The organism is Mesorhizobium sp. M0140 (assembly GCF_040322475.1).
Lineage (GTDB): Bacteria > Pseudomonadota > Alphaproteobacteria > Rhizobiales > Rhizobiaceae > Mesorhizobium.
Genome location: NZ_JAMYTM010000003.1, coordinates 99052 through 117144 on the forward strand (window position 1 = coordinate 99052; position 18093 = coordinate 117144).

Consider the following 18093-nt stretch of genomic DNA (forward strand, 5'->3'; position numbering starts at 1 on the left):
GGCTTCTTGCGCAACGTCTGAGTGTCGGCTACCGGTCCGGGCCATGACGAATGACGACCAAATGGCGTTCGAAATGGCGCTGATCAGACGGGCGGCAGCCGTCGAGGTGCTGCTGCGGCGGCTGCTCGACGACCGCGCGCTTTCCGGCGAGATCGCCCGGCCCGCCCGGCTGATGGCGGCCATGCGCCACGGCGTGCTGAACGGCGGCAAGCGCCTGCGGCCTTTCCTGGTCATGGAAAGTGCAGCCCTTTTTTCCGCCGATGGCGAGGCGGCACTGCGTGTCGCCGCCGCACTTGAATGCGTGCATTGCTATTCGCTGATCCACGACGATCTGCCCGCCATGGACGACGATGATCTGCGCCGCGGCCAGCCGACCGTGCACAGAGCCTTCGACGAGGCGACCGCCATCCTGGCTGGCGATGCCTTGCTGACGCTGGCCTTCGACATCATCGCTGGCGAGGCGACCGCCCTGCCGGCGGAGCGGCGGGCAGCCCTGGTGCTGGCGCTGGCCCGCGCCGCCGGACCCGGCGGCATGGTCGGCGGCCAGAAGCTCGACCTCGAAGCCGAACAGACGCCGCCGGACGAGGCCGGCATCATCCGGCTGCAGGCGATGAAGACCGGCGCATTGATCCGCTTTGCCTGCGAGGCAGGTGCCCTCATCGCCGGCGCTCCGGCCGATGACCGCGAGCGGCTGGCCGAATTCGGCTCGGCGATCGGTCTTGCCTTCCAGCTTGCCGACGACCTGCTCGATTTGACCGCCGATGCCAGCCAGATGGGCAAGGCGACCGGCAAGGACGCCGCCGCCGGCAAGGCGACGCTGGTGGCCTTGCATGGTGCGAATTGGGCACGCGGCCAGCTTCACGGCCTCGTCGAACAGGCCCATGCACTGCTTGAGCCCTATGGCGACGATGCCCAATTGCTGAAGGAAGCGGCGACGTTCGTGGCGGCGCGTAACAGCTGAGGTTGTGCCAGCCGGAACATCGAGCTGATCGACGCACGCACGTCCCCGCCGGCCGGTTCTGAAATAGAGCTTGAGCGGAAGCCTGCCGAGGCAGAGGATCGACATCGCTTTGCCACCGCACGGCAAGCACGCGGTGCGGATAGAGTTGGAGGGATGCCATGTCGACCACCGACAAGCTGTTCACCGGTTCCATTCCCGAAGTCTACGACCGGGCGATGGTGCCGCTGATCTTCGAGCCCTATGCGCAGGATCTGGCGGAGAGAGTGTCGAAGCTCGGGCCGCAATCGGTGCTCGAAGTGGCGGCGGGCACCGGTGTGGTGACGCGTGCGCTGGCAGCAAGATTGCCGGCGCAAACACGCATCGTGGCCACCGACCTCAACCAGCCGATGCTCGACCACGCGCGCACGCGGATGGCGGACGATCCTCGTATCATCTGGCAGCAGGCCGACGCCCAGGCACTGCCCTTCGAGGACGCCCGGTTCGACGCCGTGGTCTGCCAATTTGGCGCGATGTTCTTCCCCGATCGAGTGGGCGCCTACGGACAAGCGCGGCGGGTGATGCGGCCGGGCGGGCATTTCCTGTTCAACGTCTGGGGTGCCATCGAAGACAATGAGTTCGCCGAGGAAGTGACGCGGGCACTCGGCCATTTCTTTCCGGCCGATCCGCCTCGCTTCATGGCGAGGACGCCGCATGGCTATCACGATGCAGACGCCATCCGCGCCGACCTGCATGCCGCCGGCTTCCGTGACATCACCATAGAGCCGCTGGATGCCGTCAGCGCCGCTTCCTCGCCATATGAGGCGGCCGCGGCCTATTGCCAGGGCACGCCCCTGCGGGCTGAGATCGAGGCGCGCGGCGGCTCGCTGGAGGAGACGACGCGATACGTGGCAAATGCCCTTGGGAAACGGTTCGGGGAAGGCTCGGTGAGTGGCCGCATCCGCGCCCTCGTCGTGGATGCGGCCTAGGCGTGGTGTCCATCCGGCGGCTCGCATGGCCTGCCAACCCGCACGAACGAAATTTTAATGTAAATGAAGCGTAATCCCGGCCATTAAAATGGTGCGTATGTGTTGGGGTTGCGCATGCCTGAATATTCGTCCTTCATCCGGTCGGTCCGGATCCGCTATATTTCAGGTTTGCTGATCTTCGCGCTGGCTTCCGCCGGCATCGTGATTGCGCTTGACCGCGTCAATTCCTTTCGCCGCGACATCGATGCGCTGAGCAGCAATCTCGTCATCTTCACCCGCGACCTGCGCAACGCGACCAGCTTTGCCGAGACGACCGGGACAGCCTGGCGGGCGGAGACACGCGATGCCCTGACCACATCGGCGCGCGGCCATTCGGAGCGTCTGACCGGCGAGATCGAGACGCTGACCGCCCAGCTTGCGGCGATCAAGCCGCGGCTGTCGATCAAGACCGTCAACGAACTCCAGTCCGCTTCCGTCAACGGCGATCTGTTCTGGTCGCCGCGCGACATGGTGCGCAATTTTAACCTGATGTCGGTGGCGCAGAAGGTCGACGAGTGGAGCTATCGCGAAATCCGCAACCAGAACGACCTGTTTGCCCAGCCTATGCTGGTTCGCGTCCGCACCGCCATGGATGATGAGCGCCACCTGGCCGATGCCTCAAGCGACAGACTGCTGCTGTGGGCGAGCGGCATCCTGTTCGCGGCACTTGCCATCGTCGCCTTCTGGATCTTCCGCCCGATGGAAGTGGCAATCCGCCGCGCCTTTGCCGAATCCGCCGAATCCCTGTTCAAGGCCGAGGCCGCCGACCGCGCCAAATCGGAATTCCTGGCCAATATGAGCCACGAAATCCGCACGCCGATGAACGGCGTGCTCGGCATGGCCGAACTGCTGGCCAAGACCGATCTGACCCCGCGCCAGAAGACCTTCACGGACGTCATCGTCAAATCCGGCAACGCGTTGCTCACCATCATCAACGACATCCTCGATTTCTCCAAGATCAATGCCGGCCAGCTCACCCTCGACCCTGCTCCCTTTCGCCTTTCCGAGGCGGTCGAGGATGTGGCGACGCTGGTCTCGGCGCGCGTCGCCGAAAAGAACCTCGAACTGATCGTGCGTGTCGACCCGCGCCTGCCGGCCCATGTCGTCGGTGACGCCGGCCGGTTCCGGCAGATCATCACCAACCTGCTCGGCAATGCCGTGAAATTCACCGAGAAGGGTCATGTGCTGATCGATGTCGGCGGCGAAATCGTCAACGACGTGGTCCAGCTCAAGGTCCGCGTCGAAGACACCGGCATCGGCATACCGGCCGAGAAACTGCAGAATGTATTCGAGAAATTCGCGCAGGTGGACGGCTCGTCCACCCGCCGTCATGAGGGCACGGGGCTGGGCCTCGCCATCGCCGCCCGCCTCGTCGACCTGATGGCAGGCAAGATCGGTGTCGAGAGCGAGATCGGCCGCGGCTCGGTGTTCTGGTTCGCGGTGCCGCTGGCCGCGCATCAGGCGGCGGCGCGCGACGAGATCGTGCCGGTCGACGTCACCGGCGCGCGCGTGCTGGTCATCGACGACAATCCGGTCAACCGCGAAATCCTGCTCGAGCAGCTCAGAAGCTGGAGCTTCGATTGCGCCGCCGCCGAAAGCGGCGCGGTTGGGCTTGCTTTCCTCGACCGCGCCTTTCAATTGGGCGCCGCCGTCGACTGCATCATCCTCGACTACCAAATGCCGGGCATGAACGGCGCCGACGTCGCCAGAGCCATTGCTTCCGACAGCCGGCTGTCCTCCATCCCGGTGGTGTTGCTGACCTCGGTCGACCAGGTCGATTTCGGCAAGATGATCATCGACTACGGCATTGCAGCACACCTGACCAAGCCGGCGCGCTCCGCGGTGCTGCTCGGCACGGTCATCTCGGTGATCCAGAAGGCCCGCTCGCAGGTCGGCAAGGCGCGGTTCGTCCGCGAACCGATCGTGCAGGCTCCCCCGGCGGCGCCGCCCGCCTTCACCGTCATCCGCGGCCCGGCAATGCCGGTCGCGGCAGCGCCGGAATCGACAACCGCGCCGAACGGACCGATCGACATCCTCATTGCCGAGGACAATGACGTGAACCAGCTGGTGTTCGGCCAAATCCTCAACGGGTTGGGCTTGAGCTACCGCATCGCCGGCAATGGCCGCACGGCGGTCGAGATGTACCGGGCGCTGCGCCCCAAGCTGATCCTGATGGATGTCTCGATGCCCGAAATGAACGGCTATGAGGCGACCCGCGCCATCCGGGCGATGGAGGTCTCGACGGGCGCCCACATCCCGATCATCGGCGTCACCGCGCACGCGCTGAAGGGTGATCGCGACAAGTGCATCGAATCAGGCATGGACGACTATCTGCCGAAGCCAGTTTCGCCCGACCGCCTGGGCACCAAGATCGGCACCTGGCTCAGCGAAACGGTGGTGGCGAAGACCGCCTAGGCTGCATCCATGGGATGCGTCAGACGGCTGCTGCCTCCAGACGATAGCGGCGCATCCAGTCGAGGCTTGTCGCGTCAGCAAGCTTTGCAACGCCGGGGCTTACATCCTCCTCGTCAGGCGCTCGGACCCTCAGGGCTTCGCAGATGCCTAGCAATGTCGCGGCCGGATTGCCTGAAAGGCGCTCATAGCCGACACGCAGCGGGGATATGCCTTGCTCTGCGAACCAAATGTTCCAGGCCGCGTCATAGGTCTCGAGTTCCGTGACCTCTCGTTTGATCCGCTCGAAATCATATTGAGGCTCTTTCGGCGGCGCGACCCTTTCGATCTCGGTGCCGTCGGGAGCGATATGCCAAAGACCGGTCTGCTCTGCCTTGATCAGGGAGACAGCCTGCGCGAGCTTGTCCTCCCGCGAGAGGTGTATGTAGAGAACATTGCCGAATGCTCTTTCGAACCGCGCTCTGTCCGACGGCAGTTTCGGGAAAATCCGGTCGAGGATCGTCGAAAGCTCATCCAGATTTTCGCGCATCAAGCGAAGGCCGAAGAGGCCGGTTCCACCCTTGCCCGCAGCGATCGCCGCGTTGAGATAGGCGACATTGAAGTCGAGCTCACTCATCGTGTCGCGATCGGGCAGCTTCCACTCTTCAGCCCACTCCAGCACATCCTGCCGCCGATAGAATGAGTGCGGATCGCCAGTCGTCTTCGTGGATGCCAGAAGCTTGCACAGCAGCGTGCTTCCGGTCCTCGGCGTGCCGCAGATAATGTATCCATCGAACATGTTGAGACCCATGCTGCTCGTCAAAGACAGGGCCGCCGCCCAGTAAAGATGGCGGCCGCTATAGCTGAAATCTTTGCTGGATGCGACGTTCCGGCTGTCGCTTATAAATGCCTTTCTCAGACAGAACATCGCGCCGGCAGCGGCCAAATTACCGGTTGCGCACCACCACGCACGCCCCACCGACACTTTGCAATTTCTGGCAAATAACGTTGGCATCGGCGCGGCGGTCGACACCGATCCTGACCGCGTAGATGCCGCGCCGGCCGATCGGCGTGCGCACCCGGCTGACCACCGGATCATGCCCGTTGAGCAGGGCCGGGAACCGGCTCCTTACCCTGAGCCACTGGTTGATCGCGGCACTGCGGCGAAAATTGCCGGCCACCTGGATGCCCCATGGCTTTATGTTGATCGAAGCCATGGCCACCGTCCGCGACATGATCACCGGCAGTTTTCGGCAAGCGACGGCAAAATCCGTCTTTGCGTCGAGCGGCTCGACTTTTCCAGCATAGGCCCGGTCCGTGAACTTGTCGGCTGGTTCGCCCATGATGTCTAAGACATAGCTTTCGGTCTCCATTGGCAGGAACCCCCCGGAGCTGAGCCAGCGCGACACCCGGCTCTCGCCGGCATTGTAGGCGGCGGCGGCCAGGCCGAGATTGCCGTAGCCGGTTTTCATTTCGGCGAGATATCTAGCCGAAGCCGGAATCGCCTGGTTGATGTCGAAGGAATTGGCAAGCCCGCGCATCTTGGCGGTGCCCGGCATGAACTGGGCAATGCCTTCGGCGCCGACCGGACTGACGGCGTTGGGATCGAAACGGCTTTCCTTCCAGATCAGCCGGGCGAAGAAATCCCTGGACAGGCCGTTCTGGTCGGCATGCGCCTGGATCAGATTGCAGACTTTGTCGATCAGCCGCTGCTTAGCGGATTGCGGCGGATCGGCCTGCACAAGGGCCGACCAGGTCAGCCCGTACAGCAGGATCAGCGTCGCCCATAGGAAACGCTGCATTTGACTTACTCTGCCGCGGCCTTGCCGCCGCGACCGAACCGCTGTTCGATATAGTCGGCGACCATTTTCTCGAAATCCGCGGCGATCGACGGCCCGCGCAGCGTCGCCGCCTTCTTGCCGTCGACGAAGACAGGCGCGGTCGGCGTCTCGCCGGTGCCGGGCAGCGAAATGCCGATGTCGGCATGCTTGGACTCGCCCGGGCCGTTGACGATGCAACCCATCACCGCGACCTTGAGGTTCTCGACGCCGGGATATTTGTCGCGCCACACCGGCATATTCTTCCTGAGATCCGCCTGGATGTTCTGGGCAAGTTCCTGGAACACGGTCGAGGTCGTGCGGCCGCAGCCGGGGCAAGCGGCGACGATCGGCACGAACTGCCTGAACCCCATGGTCTGCAGCAATTCCTGCGACACCTGCACCTCGCGCGTGCGGTCGCCATTCGGCTCCGGTGTCAGCGAGATGCGGATGGTGTCGCCGATGCCTTGCTGGAGCAGGATGCCCATGGCGGCCGACGAAGCGACGATGCCCTTCGAGCCCATGCCGGCTTCGGTCAGGCCGAGATGCAGCGCGTGGTTGGAGCGGGTGGCGAGCTCGGTATAGACGGCGATCAGGTCCTGCACGCCGCTGACCTTGGCCGACAGGATGATTTTCTCGCGGCCAAGGCCGATCTCTTCCGCCATCTCGGCCGACAGGATCGCCGACTGCACGATCGCCTCGCGCATCACCTCCTGGGCCGTCAGCGGGAAACCCTTGTCCTGGTTGTCGTCCATCAGCCGGGTCAAAAGCTCCTGGTCGAGCGAGCCCCAGTTGACACCGATGCGTACCGGCTTGTCATGCTTGATCGCCATCTCGACGATATCGGCGAACTGGCGGTCCTTCTTGTCCTTGAAGCCGACATTGCCCGGATTGATGCGGTATTTGGCCAGCGCCTCGGCGCAGGCCGGATGATCGGCCAAAAGCTTGTGGCCGATATAGTGGAAATCGCCGACCAGCGGCACGTGGATACCCAGCCGCTGAAGCCGCTCATGAATGCGCGGCACGGCGGCGGCGCTCTCGTCGCGATCGACGGTGATGCGCACGATCTCCGACCCGGCCCGGTGCAGGGCTGCGACCTGCGCAACGGTCTGGTCGATATCGGCCGTGTCGGTGTTGGTCATCGATTGGACGACGACAGGCGCGCCGCCGCCGACGATCACGCCGCCGACATCGACGCCGACCGACGTACGGCGGGGAAAAGGAGAGGAAAAATATCCGGTCATGCCGGCAGCCTTTTGTCTCTGGAGCATCTTGTGTCCTGCATGGACGCACAACGACGCCCCGGGCCGATGCGCTGAGGTCCGGGCATGAGGTGGAGGAGCAAAGATGGCTTGTCAATGGCGACAGGTCGCCACTGGCCGGAATCGGTCCGCCACCAGAGGCCAGGAAACAATCGATGATCTGGCGAAACGGGCGACGGCCGAAGCGGAAATTGAGCCTGTGCAAGTCCAGCTTCGGCTGACAGACCGGTGCTGGAAATCAAAACCCTCCACACCGGCGGCGTGGTGCCGCCGGGAAAAGAGGCCGCGGATATTGGGCGGCTATGTCAGGAGGGTATCAATGCGTGGTCGGTTTGCCTCTTAGTTTTTCAATCTCGTCCTTGAGTGCCAGCTTGCGTCGCTTGAGATTCACGATTTCGAGGTCGTCGACCGATGGATGATTCATCGCGTCATCGATTTCACGTTCGATGTCGCCGTGTTTCCGCTGCAACTCATCAAGATGGGATGCAAGAGACATGATTGGTTCTCCCTTTCATGGTTTTCCTCGATTGCAACCGTCACGGCGCGTCCACCGCAGGTTCGCTTCTGTGACGGCACGGTGACAGTGTGTCACCTTCCGCGGGCGATGTCGAATGATCCGTGGTAGCATTCCACGACACTGTGAAATGTGATATGGGCTGCACGCCGGTGACAAAACACCCGGCCCCGCCCAATCAGGCCCAGCTTTGGGCGCCGCAGACGTGCAGACGGTAGAGAATGTCCGATCAGGAACAGGCCGATATTCGCCTCGAATTTTCCCGCCTGAAGCAGGAACACGCCGATTTCGATGCCGCCATCAACGCGATGATCGCCATGGCCTGCGATCCGCTGCAGATCCAGCGCATGAAGAAGAAGAAGCTGTTCCTCAAGGATCGGCTGATGGCACTGGAAGACAAGATCATTCCCGACATCATTGCGTGAGTTGGCATTCGCTCGCCCGCGCGCTACCCGGCGATCGAAAGCTTTGCGGCACGATCACGCAGCAGGCCGATGAGTTCGCCGGTCCGCTCCTCGGACGTATCGATGGGGACCACCAGGCACATCGTCGCCTCGACCTTGCCCGGCGCTGAAAACACCGGTGCGGCAAGGCACTTCGTATAGGCATCGACAAGGCCCGAAGTGACGCAATGGCCGGTGACCTGCGCTTTTGCTATGTCGGCGACGAAATCGTCAAGCCGCAGTTTGCGCCCGTCGGGCAGCACGAGATCGTCGTTTGACACCATGTCTTCGATCTCAGCCTTCTCCAGCCCCGCCAGAAGCAGCCGCCCCGAGGCTGTCCAGGGCAGCGGTATCTGCAAGCCGGTGGCGGAACTGATGCGGAACGGTCTGGTGCCGGGACTCGCATGGACGATCGTATAGCGGCCGCTCTGCAGCATGCACAGTTCGGAAGTCTCGCCGGTCTCGCGCGACAGATTGTCGACCTCCTGGCGCCCCCGCCTCAACAGGTCGTTGCCCCGCACATAGTCCATTCCGTAGAGATAGAGCTTCTTGCCGAAATAGACGCGATTGCCGTCGCCTTCCATTTCCAGCAGTCCCGCATCGACCAGCGACCGCACCAGCGTATAGGTCGTCGAGCGGGGCGCGTTCACGCCCTTGGCAAGGTCGCCAATGCCGATCGCGCGCTGGGTCGTGTGAAGAAACTCCAGAATCTCGAGCACCCGGTTGAGCCCCTTTTCACGGGAGCCCGAAATCTTCTCGCCGGCTGAAAGTGCCGAGGTATTGCCATCTTGCATTGTTGATTCCCGGTGTTAGTATCTGTCCTGTACAGGATACATGCGTCTCTTGTAAGAGACAATCGCTTCGACGTCACTGACGCGTGTATTGCCTGTGCAAGGGGAACACAAACGAAAGGAGGTCGCCGTGAACGACACATCCGGAAGACGTGATTTTCTGAAATTGGGAATGGCGGGACTGGCCGCGGCCGGCGTCGTGGGTGCGGCGGTAACCGTCGATGCCCAAAAGGCCGCTGCCCAGGCAGCACCCGACAGCCTGCTGCGCACCGTGCTCGATCGCGGCAAGCTGATCGTCGGCACCGGCAGCACCAATGCGCCGTGGCACTTCGAGAACGATGCCGGCGAACTCGTCGGCATGGACATCACCATGGGGCGCATTCTTGCCAAGGGCCTTTTCGACGATCCGACCAAGGTCGAGTTCGTGATGCAGGATCCGGCACAGCGCATCCCCAACGTCACCACCAACAAGGTCGACATCACCATTCAGTTCATGACGATGAGCGCCCAGCGCTCGCAGCTGGTCAATTTTTCCCGGCCTTACTACGTCGAGGGCGTCGCCCTGCTGAGCCTTCCGACCGCCGAGAACAAGACCTTCGACAAGCTGCTTGCCGGCGGCTCGGCGACACGCGTCTCCATCCTGCAGAATGTCGATGCCGAGGCGCAGGTGCATTCGGTGCTGCCCGAGTGCCAGGTTATGCAGATCGATACCCAGGCCAACGTGCTGCAGGCACTGGAATCGAAACGCGTCGACGCCGCTGCCGTCGATCTGTCCACGGTGCGCTGGCTCGCCTCGCGCAATCCGGACAGATATTTCGACGCCGGCAAGAGCTGGCTGAGCATGCTTTATGGCGCGGCACTCCGGCAAGGCGACCTTGACTGGCTGACCTTCGTCAACTCGACCTTCACCATCGCCATGTTCGGCCACGAAAACGCACTCTACGATGCCGCCTTCAAGGACTTTTTCGGACAGGAGCCGCCGGCGCGCCATCCCGGCTTCCCAGCCATCTGACCTGCCGGGCGGAAGGGCGTATCCAGCGCCCTTCCGCCTCCCTAGAGCAATTCCAGGAAAAGTGTGAAACGGTTTTCCGCCCGGAATTGCGTCAAAACAAAGAGTTAGAGCGGGTCGCCGTTTCCGTGAAACGGTGAACTGCTCTAAGCCTGCGGCACTGAGGCGGACGCATGGGCTATGCCCTTAATTTCAACCTGATCTGGCGGCACTTCGACAAGCTGTGGGGAGGACTGCTGCTCAGTCTCGAGCTCGCCGTCATATCGATCGCCATCGGCACCGTCATCGGCCTGGTTCTGGCGGTCTGGTACGTGTCTGCCGGACGCATCGTGCGCACCATCATCGCCGCCTACGTCGAATTCATCCGCAACGTGCCGCTGATCCTGCTCGTCTACCTCGTCTTCTACGGCCTGCCGACAGTGGTCGACATCGCCTACAGCGCGCCGACCTCGTTCGTCGTCACGCTGTCGCTCTATAGCGGCGCCTATCTGGTCGAGGTGTTTCGCTCCGGGCTCGAAGCCGTTCCGCGCGGACAGCTGGACGCCGGCAAGGCAATCGGCCTGACGCCCTGGCAAAGGCTGCTCAACGTGCGCCTGCCGACCATGCTGCGCATCACCTTGCCGGCATTGTCCAACACCTTCATATCGCTGTTCAAGGACACCTCCGTCGCCTCGGTCATTTCGGTGCCGGAGCTGACCTATGGCGCCCAGTGGATCAACTTCAACACCTTCCGCATCGTCGAGGTCTATCTCGTGGTCACGGCGATGTATCTGGTGACCGGCTACATCTTGCTTTTTGCGCTTCGGCTTGTCGAGCGCCGGTTCAGGGCGGCGCGCTGACATGCTGACCCAGATCGCCTATGCCTTGCCTTTCCTCGCCCAGGGCTTTGCGCTGACACTGTGGGTATCCCTGCTGGTCGTGGTGTTTTCGCTGATTGCCGGCGTGATCATGGGCGTCGGTCTGGTCTATGGCCCGGTGCCGTTGCAATGGGCCGTGCGCATCTTCAGCGACACCATCCGCGGCATCCCGATCCTGGTGCTCATCTTCTTTGTCTATTACGGACTGCCGGCCGTCGGGCTTCATCTGCCGTCGTTCTGGGCCGCCGTGCTGGCGCTGACCCTGTTCAAGACAGCCCAGGTCGTCGAATATTTCAGAGGTGCTGTCGGCTCCATTCCGAAAGGGCAGTCCGAGGCGGCGATGGCGATCGGACTCACCTTTCGCCAGCGGCTCGCCTACGTCATTTTCCCACAGGCGTTCAGGCGCTTCCTGCCGCCCTGGATCAACGGCGTCACCGATGCGGTCAAGGGCAGCGCGCTGGTATCGCTGCTCGGCATCACCGACCTGATGCAGGCCATCAACCAGGTCATCGGCCGCACCTACGAGGCCATGCCGCTCTATATTCTCGGCGCGCTCATCTACTTCGCGGTCAACTATGCCCTTTCGCTCGCCAGCCGGCGGCTCGAGCGGCGTTTCTCCTTCATCCGGGAATAGCAATGTCCACAAGTCCGAAAAACACCCCGGCCCTTCTCGACGTCCTGGACGTTTCCAAAGCCTTTGGGACCGTCCAGGTCCTGCGTTCGGTCAGCCTGCAGGTGGCGAAGGGGGAGGTGGTGACGGTCATCGGCCCCTCCGGCAGCGGCAAAACCACGCTGCTGCGTTGCGTCAACTTTCTCGAAAGCTATGACAGCGGTTCGATTCGCATCGACGACAAGGAGGTCGGCTTTCGCGAAGCCGGAACCCGCCAGCGTCGCAGCGAACGCGATCTCGCCGCGATGCGCGCCGAGACCGGCATGGTGTTCCAGAGCTTCAACCTCTTTCCGCACCTGACAGCCGCCGGCAACATCATGCTTGGCCTCACCAAGGTGCGCGGCAAGAGCAACGCCGAAGCGCGCACCATCGCCGAACACTGGCTCGGCCGGGTCGGTCTAGCCCACAAGGCCGACAGCCTGCCCGCCGAACTGTCCGGCGGCCAGCAGCAGCGCGTCGGCATTGCCCGCGCCGTGGCCATGGGGCCGAAGATCCTGCTTCTCGACGAGATAACATCCGCGCTCGACCCGGAACTGGTCGGCGAGGTGCTTGAGGTCGTGCGCAGCCTGGCCGAGGACGGCATGACGATGGTGATGGTCACGCACGAAATGGCCTTTGCCCGAGATGCCTCGAGCCGCATCATCTTCATGGCCGATGGCGGCGTCAGCGCGGCGGGTCCACCCGCCGAAATCCTGGCAGCCGACACCGACAATGAGCGCCTGCGCACCTTCCTGGCACGCTTCCGCGCCTCGCATTTCTAGAACGGGACAGCGAACGCTGTCGTAAGGAGCCTTCTTTCATGACGCCTTATATCCGGCTCGCCGCGTTGGGCCTGACGCTGCCCGAGCCGCCGACCCCGATCGCCAACTTCGTCACCCATGCCGAAAGCGGCCGGCTGATCTTCCTGTCCGGCCAGGGACCGCTGCGCACCGATGGCAAACTGTTCACCGGCAAGGTAGGAGACGATGTCACCGTCGAGCAGGCTTATGGCCATGCCCGCCTCACCGGCCTCAATCTGCTTGCCGTCATGCACGCAGCCACCGGCGACCTTGGCCGGATCGTGCGCGTCGTCAAGCTGCTCGGCTTCGTCAACGCCATACCGACCTTCAGCGACCACCCGAAAGTGGTCAATGGCTGTTCCGACCTGTTTGCCGATGTGTTCGACAATATCGGCGGCCATGCCCGCTCGGCGATCGGCGTCGGCTCCTTGCCTGGAAACATCACCGTTGAAATCGAGGCGGTTGTCGAGATCGCCGCCTGACCTTTAGAAGAATGGAATCCGAGAGATGAAAACCACTTCCACCGACGGCTCCAACACCACCATCCGCGAACGGCTCGGCCTTCGCCCGATCATCAATGTCTCCGGCACGATGACCGCGCTCGGCGCGTCGATCATTGTCCCCGAAGCGATCAGCGCCATGGCGGAAATGGCCTCGCAATGGGTGGAAATGGATGACCTGCAACGCGCCGCAAGCACGATCGTCGCGCGCCTGACCGGCGGCGAAACCGGTTTCATCACTGCCTGCTGCGCCAGCGGCATCACCATGGCGATCGCCGGTGCGATGACGGGGACCAATCTGCTCGCCATCGAGCGGCTGCCTGATAACACGGAAGGTCTCAAGTCGGAGGTCATCGTCCAGCTCGGCCACATCGTCAACTATGGTGCGCCGATCGACCAGTCGGTCCGGCTGGCGGGCGCCAGGGTCGTGCCGGCCGGCACGGTCAGCGTGACGCAGGACTATCATGTGCGCGACGCGATCAACGACCGCACGGCGGCGGGCCTCTATGTCGTTGCGCACCACACCGTGCAGTATGGCATGCTGTCGCTGGAGGAATTCTGCGAGATCTGCCACGCCAGGGGTGTCCCGGTGATCGTGGATGCGGCTTCAGAGTATGATCTGCGCGACTTCCTCGCGCGCGGCGCCGACATTGTCATCTACAGCGGCCACAAATTCCTGAGCGGGCCGACCAGCGGCATCGTCACCGGCCGCAAGGATCTGGTTCGCGCCGCTTATCTGCAGAACCGCGGCGTCGCCCGCGCCATGAAGGTCGGCAAGGAAAGCATCGCCGGCACCATGGCCGCACTGGAAGCCTGGGAAAAGCGCGACCATGCCGGCATCCGCCGCCGCGAAGACGCCGCGCTCAACCTGTGGAAGGACACGTTGCACGGGCTGCCGGGCGTCATCGCGCAGATCATCCCGGATCCGACCGCCAACCCTCTGGATCGGCTTCAGATTTTTGTACTGCCCGAAAGCCGGTTCACGGCGGCCGGTCTCACCTCGGCATTGGCGACGGGCTCGCCGCCGATTATCGTGCGCAACCACGAGGTGGAGCGCGGCCATTTCTTCCTCGACCCCTGCAATCTTCATCCCGGCGAGGCCGAGATCGTCGCCGAACGGCTGCGCGCCATATTGACCGCCAAGGACCGCCCGGCCGATGCGATGAAAGTCGCCCGCAAGGATTCGTCCGGCGTCTTACGCTGGCCAGATTGAACACCCGGCGAATCGCTACCTGAAATGCGTCGGCCGTAACCGGCACGCGCCATCATGCGCCTCCTGCCCTGACGGGCTCTCCAGGGCACCGGCCAGGAAACTGCCGGCTCCCTCTGCGCGCCTTGGCGGTTCCAGCTTGGCGGCTGCTTCACAACTTTTCAACAATAACTTTACAAATATCTATATTTATGTGAAGTTATGACGATGAAGGATCGCTCATGACAGCCAACCGTTTCGCCACGCGCCTGAATTCCTTTGCCTCGCGACCGCAGGCCGAGTGGCCCGATCTTACCGGCAAGCCGTCGCTGCTGCAGATGGCGGCGCGCGCCGCCAAGGTCGAGGGGCTTACCGATCTCGACCTCAACTTTCCTGACCACGTCGGTGAAAAGCCCACGGAAATCACCCTGAAACTGGGCGATCTCGGGCTTTCCATCAATGGCTTTGCCATGCGCTACTACTCCAACCCCGCCTTCAAGCTCGGCGCCTTCACCAATCCGGATCCGGCGGTGCGCCGCGAGGCCATCGACCTGACCAAGGCCGGCATCGATGCCGTGCGTGAGGCCGGCGCCAGCCTGATGACGCTGTGGCTCGGCCAAGATGGCTTCGACTACGCCTTCCAGGCCGACTATTCAACGCTTTGGCAACACGAAATTGATGGGATTCGTGAAGTTGCGACACATGATCCCGACTGTCAGATCAGCCTTGAATACAAACCGAACGAACCACGCTCTTACAGCCTGATGCCGGATGCGGCGACGACCTTGCTGGCGATCCGCGATGTGGGCCTGCCCAATCTCGGCGTCACGCTCGATTTCGCTCATGTGCTCTACGCCGACGAACAGCCGGCCTTTGCCGCGGCCCTGGTGGCGCGTCACAGCAAGCTGCTCGGCGTGCACCTGAACGACGGCTACGCCAAGCGCGACGACGGCCTGATGGTCGGCGCGGTGCACACGCTGCAGACCATCGAGCTGCTCAGGCAGATTCGCCGCGACGGTTACGCCGGCGCCATCTATTTCGACACGTTCCCCGATATGACCGGGCTCGATCCGGTGCGCGAGTGCGAAGTCAACATCGCCACCGTCAAGCGCATGCTGCGCGTCGTCGACCGGCTGGAGCAGGACAATCGCCTGTCCGCCGCCATGGACAGCCAGGACGCGGTGACGTCGCAGGCCATCATCCAGGAAATCATGCTCGGGCCGGATAGCTGAGGCATCCGCGCCATCACCGTTTTCAACCAGGGAGGAATACAATGAAACTTCTGCTTGCCACCGCTACCGCCGCACTGATGGCGCTCTCGATCGGCTCTGCCTTTGCCGCCGACCTCGCGCCGCTCAATTCCGACACGGAAAAGGACCGCATCGACTGGTCGCAGGTCGAGGCTAAATTCGGCGCGTTCCCCAAGCTGCCCGAAGGCACCAAGGCAGGCGCGGTCTCCAAGACGCTGACCAATGAATACTGGCGCTCGCTGGGCGAGGGCTACACGGCATTCGGCGCCAAGGTCGGCGTTCCCGTCGTCTATCAGGCAGCGCAGAGCGAGGGCGACCAGCTCGGCCAGCTCACCATCGCCGAAGGCCTGGTGACGCAGGGCTACAACGTGCTGCTCGTCTCGCCGCAGACGGATGCCAATCTGCAGCCGATCATGGAGCAGGCCAAGGCCGCCAACGTGCCGGTGGTCAACGTCAATGACGCCGTCATCCCGCAGGCCGAGCATTATGTCGGCAATGTCCAACGCGACAATGGCGTGCGCGTCGCCAAATGGTTCATCAAGAATCGTCCGAATGGCGGCAAGGTCGCCATCGTCGAAGGTCAGGCTGGCGTCTATGCCGCCGTGCAGCGCACCGACGGCTTCAAGTCGACCATCACCGAGGGGGGCAATTTCGAGGTTGTCGCCAGCGTTCCCGGCAACTGGGACCGCCAAGCCTCCTATGACGCGGCCACCAACATCCTACAGCAGCACCCCGACCTGATCGGCTTCTATGCCAACAATGACGGCATGGCGCTGGGCATCGTCGAGGCTGTCAAGGCCGCCGGCCTGCAGGACAAGGTTGCGGTCTTCGGCACCGACGGCATTTCCGACGCCTATGCCTCGATCCGCGCCGGCGAACTGACCGGCACGGTCGACAGTTTCCCGGTGCTGACTGGCGAAGTGGCGTTGGAAACAGCTCTGCGTCTCGTCGCGGGACAGAAGCTGCCGCGCGTTGTCGCCACGCCGCAGGCGCTGATCACCAAGGACAATGCCGACCGCTATTCCGGCACCGGCGCGCGCAAGGCCCTGCTCGAGGACGCGGCAGCGGGCCAATAAGGCTAATCGGCGGGTGCCGGCCAGAGCAATTCGCTGCCGGCCGGCACTCTTGCCCGGAGATAGAACCCGATGTCACCCCGGCTGCAATTCAAGGGCATTTCCAAGCTGTTTCCGGCCGTACGGGCGCTCCACGAGGTGTCACTCTCGGTCGGGGCCGGTGAAATCCACGGCCTGCTCGGCGAAAACGGCGCCGGCAAGTCGACGCTGCTGCGCGTCCTGTCTGGCGTCTACAGGCCGACAGCGGGAAGCATCCTCATCGACGGCAAGCCGGTTACACTCGCCAACCCGGTCGCCGCACGCGCTGCGGGCGTCGCCATGATCCATCAGGAATTGCAGCAGGTACCGCGCCTCAGCGTCGCCCAGAACATGTTCCTCGGCCATCCGCTGACGCGCGGCGGTATCTTCGTCGCCCGGCGCGAGCAAGAGCGCCGTGCTGCGGATGCTCTTGCGGCCATTGATCCCTCCATCGATCCGGCGGCACCCCTTGGTACCCTGAAGGTGGCGCAGCGGCAGATCGTCGAGATCGCTCGCGCGCTGCTCGATCGCGCCCGCATCGTCGCCATGGACGAGCCGACATCGAGCCTGACGCCGAGCGAATTCGAACGGCTCGCCGAAGTCATTACAGGTTTGGCGCGCGATGGCGTCGCCGTCGTCTATGTCTCGCACAAGCTGGATGAGGTGTTCGGCATCTGCCGGCGCGCCACCATCATGCGCGATGGCGTCGTCGTCGATTCCGTCGATCTGAAAGACCTGTCGGAGAAAGCGGTCGTGGCGATGATGGTCGGCCGCGAACTGGCGCGGGAACACCATAATTCCCATGCCACGAACAAGGTCATGCTGAGCGCGCGTGGCCTCTCTTCGGCGACGAAGGTGCGCAACGTGTCGTTCAATCTGCATTGCGGCGAGGTGCTGGGCATTGCCGGCCTGGTCGGTTCCGGCCGCACTGAACTTTTGCGGCTCTTGGCCGGCGCCGATCGCGCCACGGCCGGGACGATTGCAATCGACGGCAAGGCGGCGCGCTTCGCCAGCCCGCGCGATGCGATTGCCGCCGGCGTCGGACTGGTGCCGGAGGAGCGCAAACGCGAAGGCATCGTGCCGCTGCGCTCGATCACCTGCAATATGGCGCTCGCCTCGATGGCCGTGTTCGCGCCGCGCGGTCTCATCGATCACGCCAGGTTGAAACACGTGGCCGTCGAGAAGATGAGCCGTGTCAACCTGCGGCCGTTTCTGCTCGACCGGCCGATTCGCCTGTTCAGCGGCGGCAACCAGCAGAAGGCGATCATCAGCCGCTGGCTGGCGGCGGGAACCCGCATCCTCTTGTTCGACGAACCGACGCGCGGCATCGATGTCGGCGCCAAGGCGGAGATCTATCATCTGATCGAGGAACTCGCCGCCGAGGGCCATGCCGTGATCGTCGTCTCCTCCGAGCTCCCCGAAGTGATCCGGCTTGCCGACCGCGTGCTGGTCATGCGCGACGGCACGATCGCGGCCGAACTCCACAGAGACGATATCAGCGAACAGGCGATCGCGGCGCACGCCATCCCGCAAACGCAAACGCCGGCCGCGTAACAGGCAAGGCA

Annotated in this window: 18 protein-coding genes; 13 read left to right on the top strand and 5 right to left on the bottom strand. The window is 63.3% G+C overall.

The window, feature by feature from the left end; translation table 11 throughout:
• The first annotated feature begins 43 nt into the window (after positions 1 to 43).
• The 3 genes from NKJ37_RS04200 to NKJ37_RS04210 all read left to right on the top strand — a co-directional run bounded on the left by NKJ37_RS04200 (position 44) and on the right by NKJ37_RS04210 (position 4380).
• Positions 44 to 961, top strand: coding sequence for a polyprenyl synthetase family protein (locus NKJ37_RS04200; protein WP_352554509.1), 918 nt, complete (start codon positions 44 to 46; stop codon positions 959 to 961).
• Between the two features lie 158 nt (positions 962 to 1119).
• The gene (locus tag NKJ37_RS04205; protein ID WP_352772858.1) at positions 1120 to 1926 is read left to right on the top strand and encodes a class I SAM-dependent methyltransferase; all 807 of its coding nucleotides are present in this window, start codon (positions 1120 to 1122) and stop codon (positions 1924 to 1926) included.
• 114 nt (positions 1927 to 2040) lie between these two features.
• The gene (locus NKJ37_RS04210; protein ID WP_352442019.1) at positions 2041 to 4380 is read left to right on the top strand and encodes a response regulator; all 2340 of its coding nucleotides are present in this window, start codon (positions 2041 to 2043) and stop codon (positions 4378 to 4380) included.
• A 19-nt stretch (positions 4381 to 4399) separates the two neighbouring features.
• Here NKJ37_RS04210 and NKJ37_RS04215 read toward each other — a convergent pair whose 3' ends face one another.
• From NKJ37_RS04215 to NKJ37_RS04230, 4 genes are all read right to left on the bottom strand, one after another.
• Positions 4400 to 5302, bottom strand: coding sequence for a Stf0 family sulfotransferase (locus NKJ37_RS04215; RefSeq protein WP_245273206.1), 903 nt, complete (start codon positions 5300 to 5302; stop codon positions 4400 to 4402).
• 1 nt (position 5303) lies between these two features.
• Positions 5304 to 6158 (bottom strand): lytic transglycosylase domain-containing protein, encoded by an 855-nt coding sequence (locus tag NKJ37_RS04220; protein ID WP_023810941.1) that lies wholly within the window; start codon positions 6156 to 6158, stop codon positions 5304 to 5306.
• A 5-nt stretch (positions 6159 to 6163) separates the two neighbouring features.
• The gene (gene ispG, locus NKJ37_RS04225; RefSeq protein WP_023810940.1) at positions 6164 to 7417 is read right to left on the bottom strand and encodes a flavodoxin-dependent (E)-4-hydroxy-3-methylbut-2-enyl-diphosphate synthase; all 1254 of its coding nucleotides are present in this window, start codon (positions 7415 to 7417) and stop codon (positions 6164 to 6166) included.
• A 334-nt stretch (positions 7418 to 7751) separates the two neighbouring features.
• The gene (locus NKJ37_RS04230) at positions 7752 to 7931 is read right to left on the bottom strand and encodes a YdcH family protein (protein ID WP_013529217.1); all 180 of its coding nucleotides are present in this window, start codon (positions 7929 to 7931) and stop codon (positions 7752 to 7754) included.
• Between the two features lie 239 nt (positions 7932 to 8170).
• Between NKJ37_RS04230 and NKJ37_RS04235 the strand changes: the two genes are divergently transcribed.
• Positions 8171 to 8374: a YdcH family protein gene (locus NKJ37_RS04235; RefSeq protein ID WP_013529216.1), complete on the top strand. Its 204-nt coding sequence runs from the start codon at positions 8171 to 8173 to the stop codon at positions 8372 to 8374.
• A gap of 23 nt (positions 8375 to 8397) precedes the next feature.
• Here the strand turns inward: NKJ37_RS04235 and NKJ37_RS04240 are convergent, their stop codons facing one another.
• Complete coding sequence (locus tag NKJ37_RS04240; protein WP_352442017.1) at positions 8398 to 9186, bottom strand: IclR family transcriptional regulator; 789 nt, start codon at positions 9184 to 9186, stop codon at positions 8398 to 8400.
• Between the two features lie 127 nt (positions 9187 to 9313).
• Here NKJ37_RS04240 and NKJ37_RS04245 point away from each other — a divergent pair, with 127 nt between their 5' ends.
• The 9 genes from NKJ37_RS04245 to NKJ37_RS04285 all read left to right on the top strand — a co-directional run bounded on the left by NKJ37_RS04245 (position 9314) and on the right by NKJ37_RS04285 (position 18082).
• Positions 9314 to 10195 (top strand): transporter substrate-binding protein, encoded by an 882-nt coding sequence (locus tag NKJ37_RS04245; protein ID WP_128305966.1) that lies wholly within the window; start codon positions 9314 to 9316, stop codon positions 10193 to 10195.
• 170 nt (positions 10196 to 10365) lie between these two features.
• Positions 10366 to 11031, top strand: a complete 666-nt coding sequence (locus NKJ37_RS04250) for an amino acid ABC transporter permease (RefSeq protein WP_023810937.1) — start codon at positions 10366 to 10368, stop codon at positions 11029 to 11031.
• Between the two features lies 1 nt (position 11032).
• Positions 11033 to 11683 carry an amino acid ABC transporter permease gene (locus tag NKJ37_RS04255; RefSeq protein WP_023810936.1) on the top strand — a complete coding sequence of 217 codons (651 nt, stop codon included), beginning with the start codon at positions 11033 to 11035 and terminating at the stop codon, positions 11681 to 11683.
• Positions 11684 to 11685: 2 nt separating this feature from the next.
• Positions 11686 to 12480 (top strand): amino acid ABC transporter ATP-binding protein, encoded by a 795-nt coding sequence (locus tag NKJ37_RS04260; protein WP_128305968.1) that lies wholly within the window; start codon positions 11686 to 11688, stop codon positions 12478 to 12480.
• A 38-nt stretch (positions 12481 to 12518) separates the two neighbouring features.
• On the top strand, positions 12519 to 12980 hold the full coding sequence (locus NKJ37_RS04265; protein WP_128305969.1) for a RidA family protein: 462 nt from the start codon (positions 12519 to 12521) through the stop codon (positions 12978 to 12980).
• Between the two features lie 25 nt (positions 12981 to 13005).
• Positions 13006 to 14211 carry an aminotransferase class V-fold PLP-dependent enzyme gene (locus NKJ37_RS04270; RefSeq protein WP_128305970.1) on the top strand — a complete coding sequence of 402 codons (1206 nt, stop codon included), beginning with the start codon at positions 13006 to 13008 and terminating at the stop codon, positions 14209 to 14211.
• Positions 14212 to 14429: 218 nt separating this feature from the next.
• The gene (locus NKJ37_RS04275; protein ID WP_352442014.1) at positions 14430 to 15419 is read left to right on the top strand and encodes a TIM barrel protein; all 990 of its coding nucleotides are present in this window, start codon (positions 14430 to 14432) and stop codon (positions 15417 to 15419) included.
• A gap of 41 nt (positions 15420 to 15460) precedes the next feature.
• Positions 15461 to 16513, top strand: coding sequence for a sugar ABC transporter substrate-binding protein (locus NKJ37_RS04280; RefSeq protein WP_352677376.1), 1053 nt, complete (start codon positions 15461 to 15463; stop codon positions 16511 to 16513).
• A gap of 69 nt (positions 16514 to 16582) precedes the next feature.
• Positions 16583 to 18082 carry a sugar ABC transporter ATP-binding protein gene (locus tag NKJ37_RS04285; protein ID WP_352722452.1) on the top strand — a complete coding sequence of 500 codons (1500 nt, stop codon included), beginning with the start codon at positions 16583 to 16585 and terminating at the stop codon, positions 18080 to 18082.
• The last annotated feature ends 11 nt before the right edge of the window (positions 18083 to 18093 follow it).

Bases quoted from the DNA above. Each gene is read 5' to 3' on its own strand.
- NKJ37_RS04235 (WP_013529216.1), top strand. From the start codon at position 8,171: ATGTCCGATCAGGAACAGGCCGATATTCGCCTCGAATTTTCCCGCCTG.
- NKJ37_RS04265 (WP_128305969.1), top strand. From the start codon at position 12,519: ATGACGCCTTATATCCGGCTCGCCGCGTTGGGCCTGACGCTGCCCGAG.
- NKJ37_RS04255 (WP_023810936.1), top strand. From the start codon at position 11,033: ATGCTGACCCAGATCGCCTATGCCTTGCCTTTCCTCGCCCAGGGCTTT.
- NKJ37_RS04240 (WP_352442017.1), bottom strand. From the start codon at position 9,186: ATGCAAGATGGCAATACCTCGGCACTTTCAGCCGGCGAGAAGATTTCG.
- NKJ37_RS04250 (WP_023810937.1), top strand. From the start codon at position 10,366: ATGGGCTATGCCCTTAATTTCAACCTGATCTGGCGGCACTTCGACAAG.
- ispG (WP_023810940.1), bottom strand. From the start codon at position 7,417: ATGACCGGATATTTTTCCTCTCCTTTTCCCCGCCGTACGTCGGTCGGC.
- NKJ37_RS04205 (WP_352772858.1), top strand. From the start codon at position 1,120: ATGTCGACCACCGACAAGCTGTTCACCGGTTCCATTCCCGAAGTCTAC.
- NKJ37_RS04280 (WP_352677376.1), top strand. From the start codon at position 15,461: ATGAAACTTCTGCTTGCCACCGCTACCGCCGCACTGATGGCGCTCTCG.
- NKJ37_RS04230 (WP_013529217.1), bottom strand. From the start codon at position 7,931: ATGTCTCTTGCATCCCATCTTGATGAGTTGCAGCGGAAACACGGCGAC.
- NKJ37_RS04275 (WP_352442014.1), top strand. From the start codon at position 14,430: ATGACAGCCAACCGTTTCGCCACGCGCCTGAATTCCTTTGCCTCGCGA.
- NKJ37_RS04220 (WP_023810941.1), bottom strand. From the start codon at position 6,158: ATGCAGCGTTTCCTATGGGCGACGCTGATCCTGCTGTACGGGCTGACC.
- NKJ37_RS04210 (WP_352442019.1), top strand. From the start codon at position 2,041: ATGCCTGAATATTCGTCCTTCATCCGGTCGGTCCGGATCCGCTATATT.
- NKJ37_RS04260 (WP_128305968.1), top strand. From the start codon at position 11,686: ATGTCCACAAGTCCGAAAAACACCCCGGCCCTTCTCGACGTCCTGGAC.
- NKJ37_RS04200 (WP_352554509.1), top strand. From the start codon at position 44: ATGACGAATGACGACCAAATGGCGTTCGAAATGGCGCTGATCAGACGG.
- NKJ37_RS04285 (WP_352722452.1), top strand. From the start codon at position 16,583: ATGTCACCCCGGCTGCAATTCAAGGGCATTTCCAAGCTGTTTCCGGCC.
- NKJ37_RS04270 (WP_128305970.1), top strand. From the start codon at position 13,006: ATGAAAACCACTTCCACCGACGGCTCCAACACCACCATCCGCGAACGG.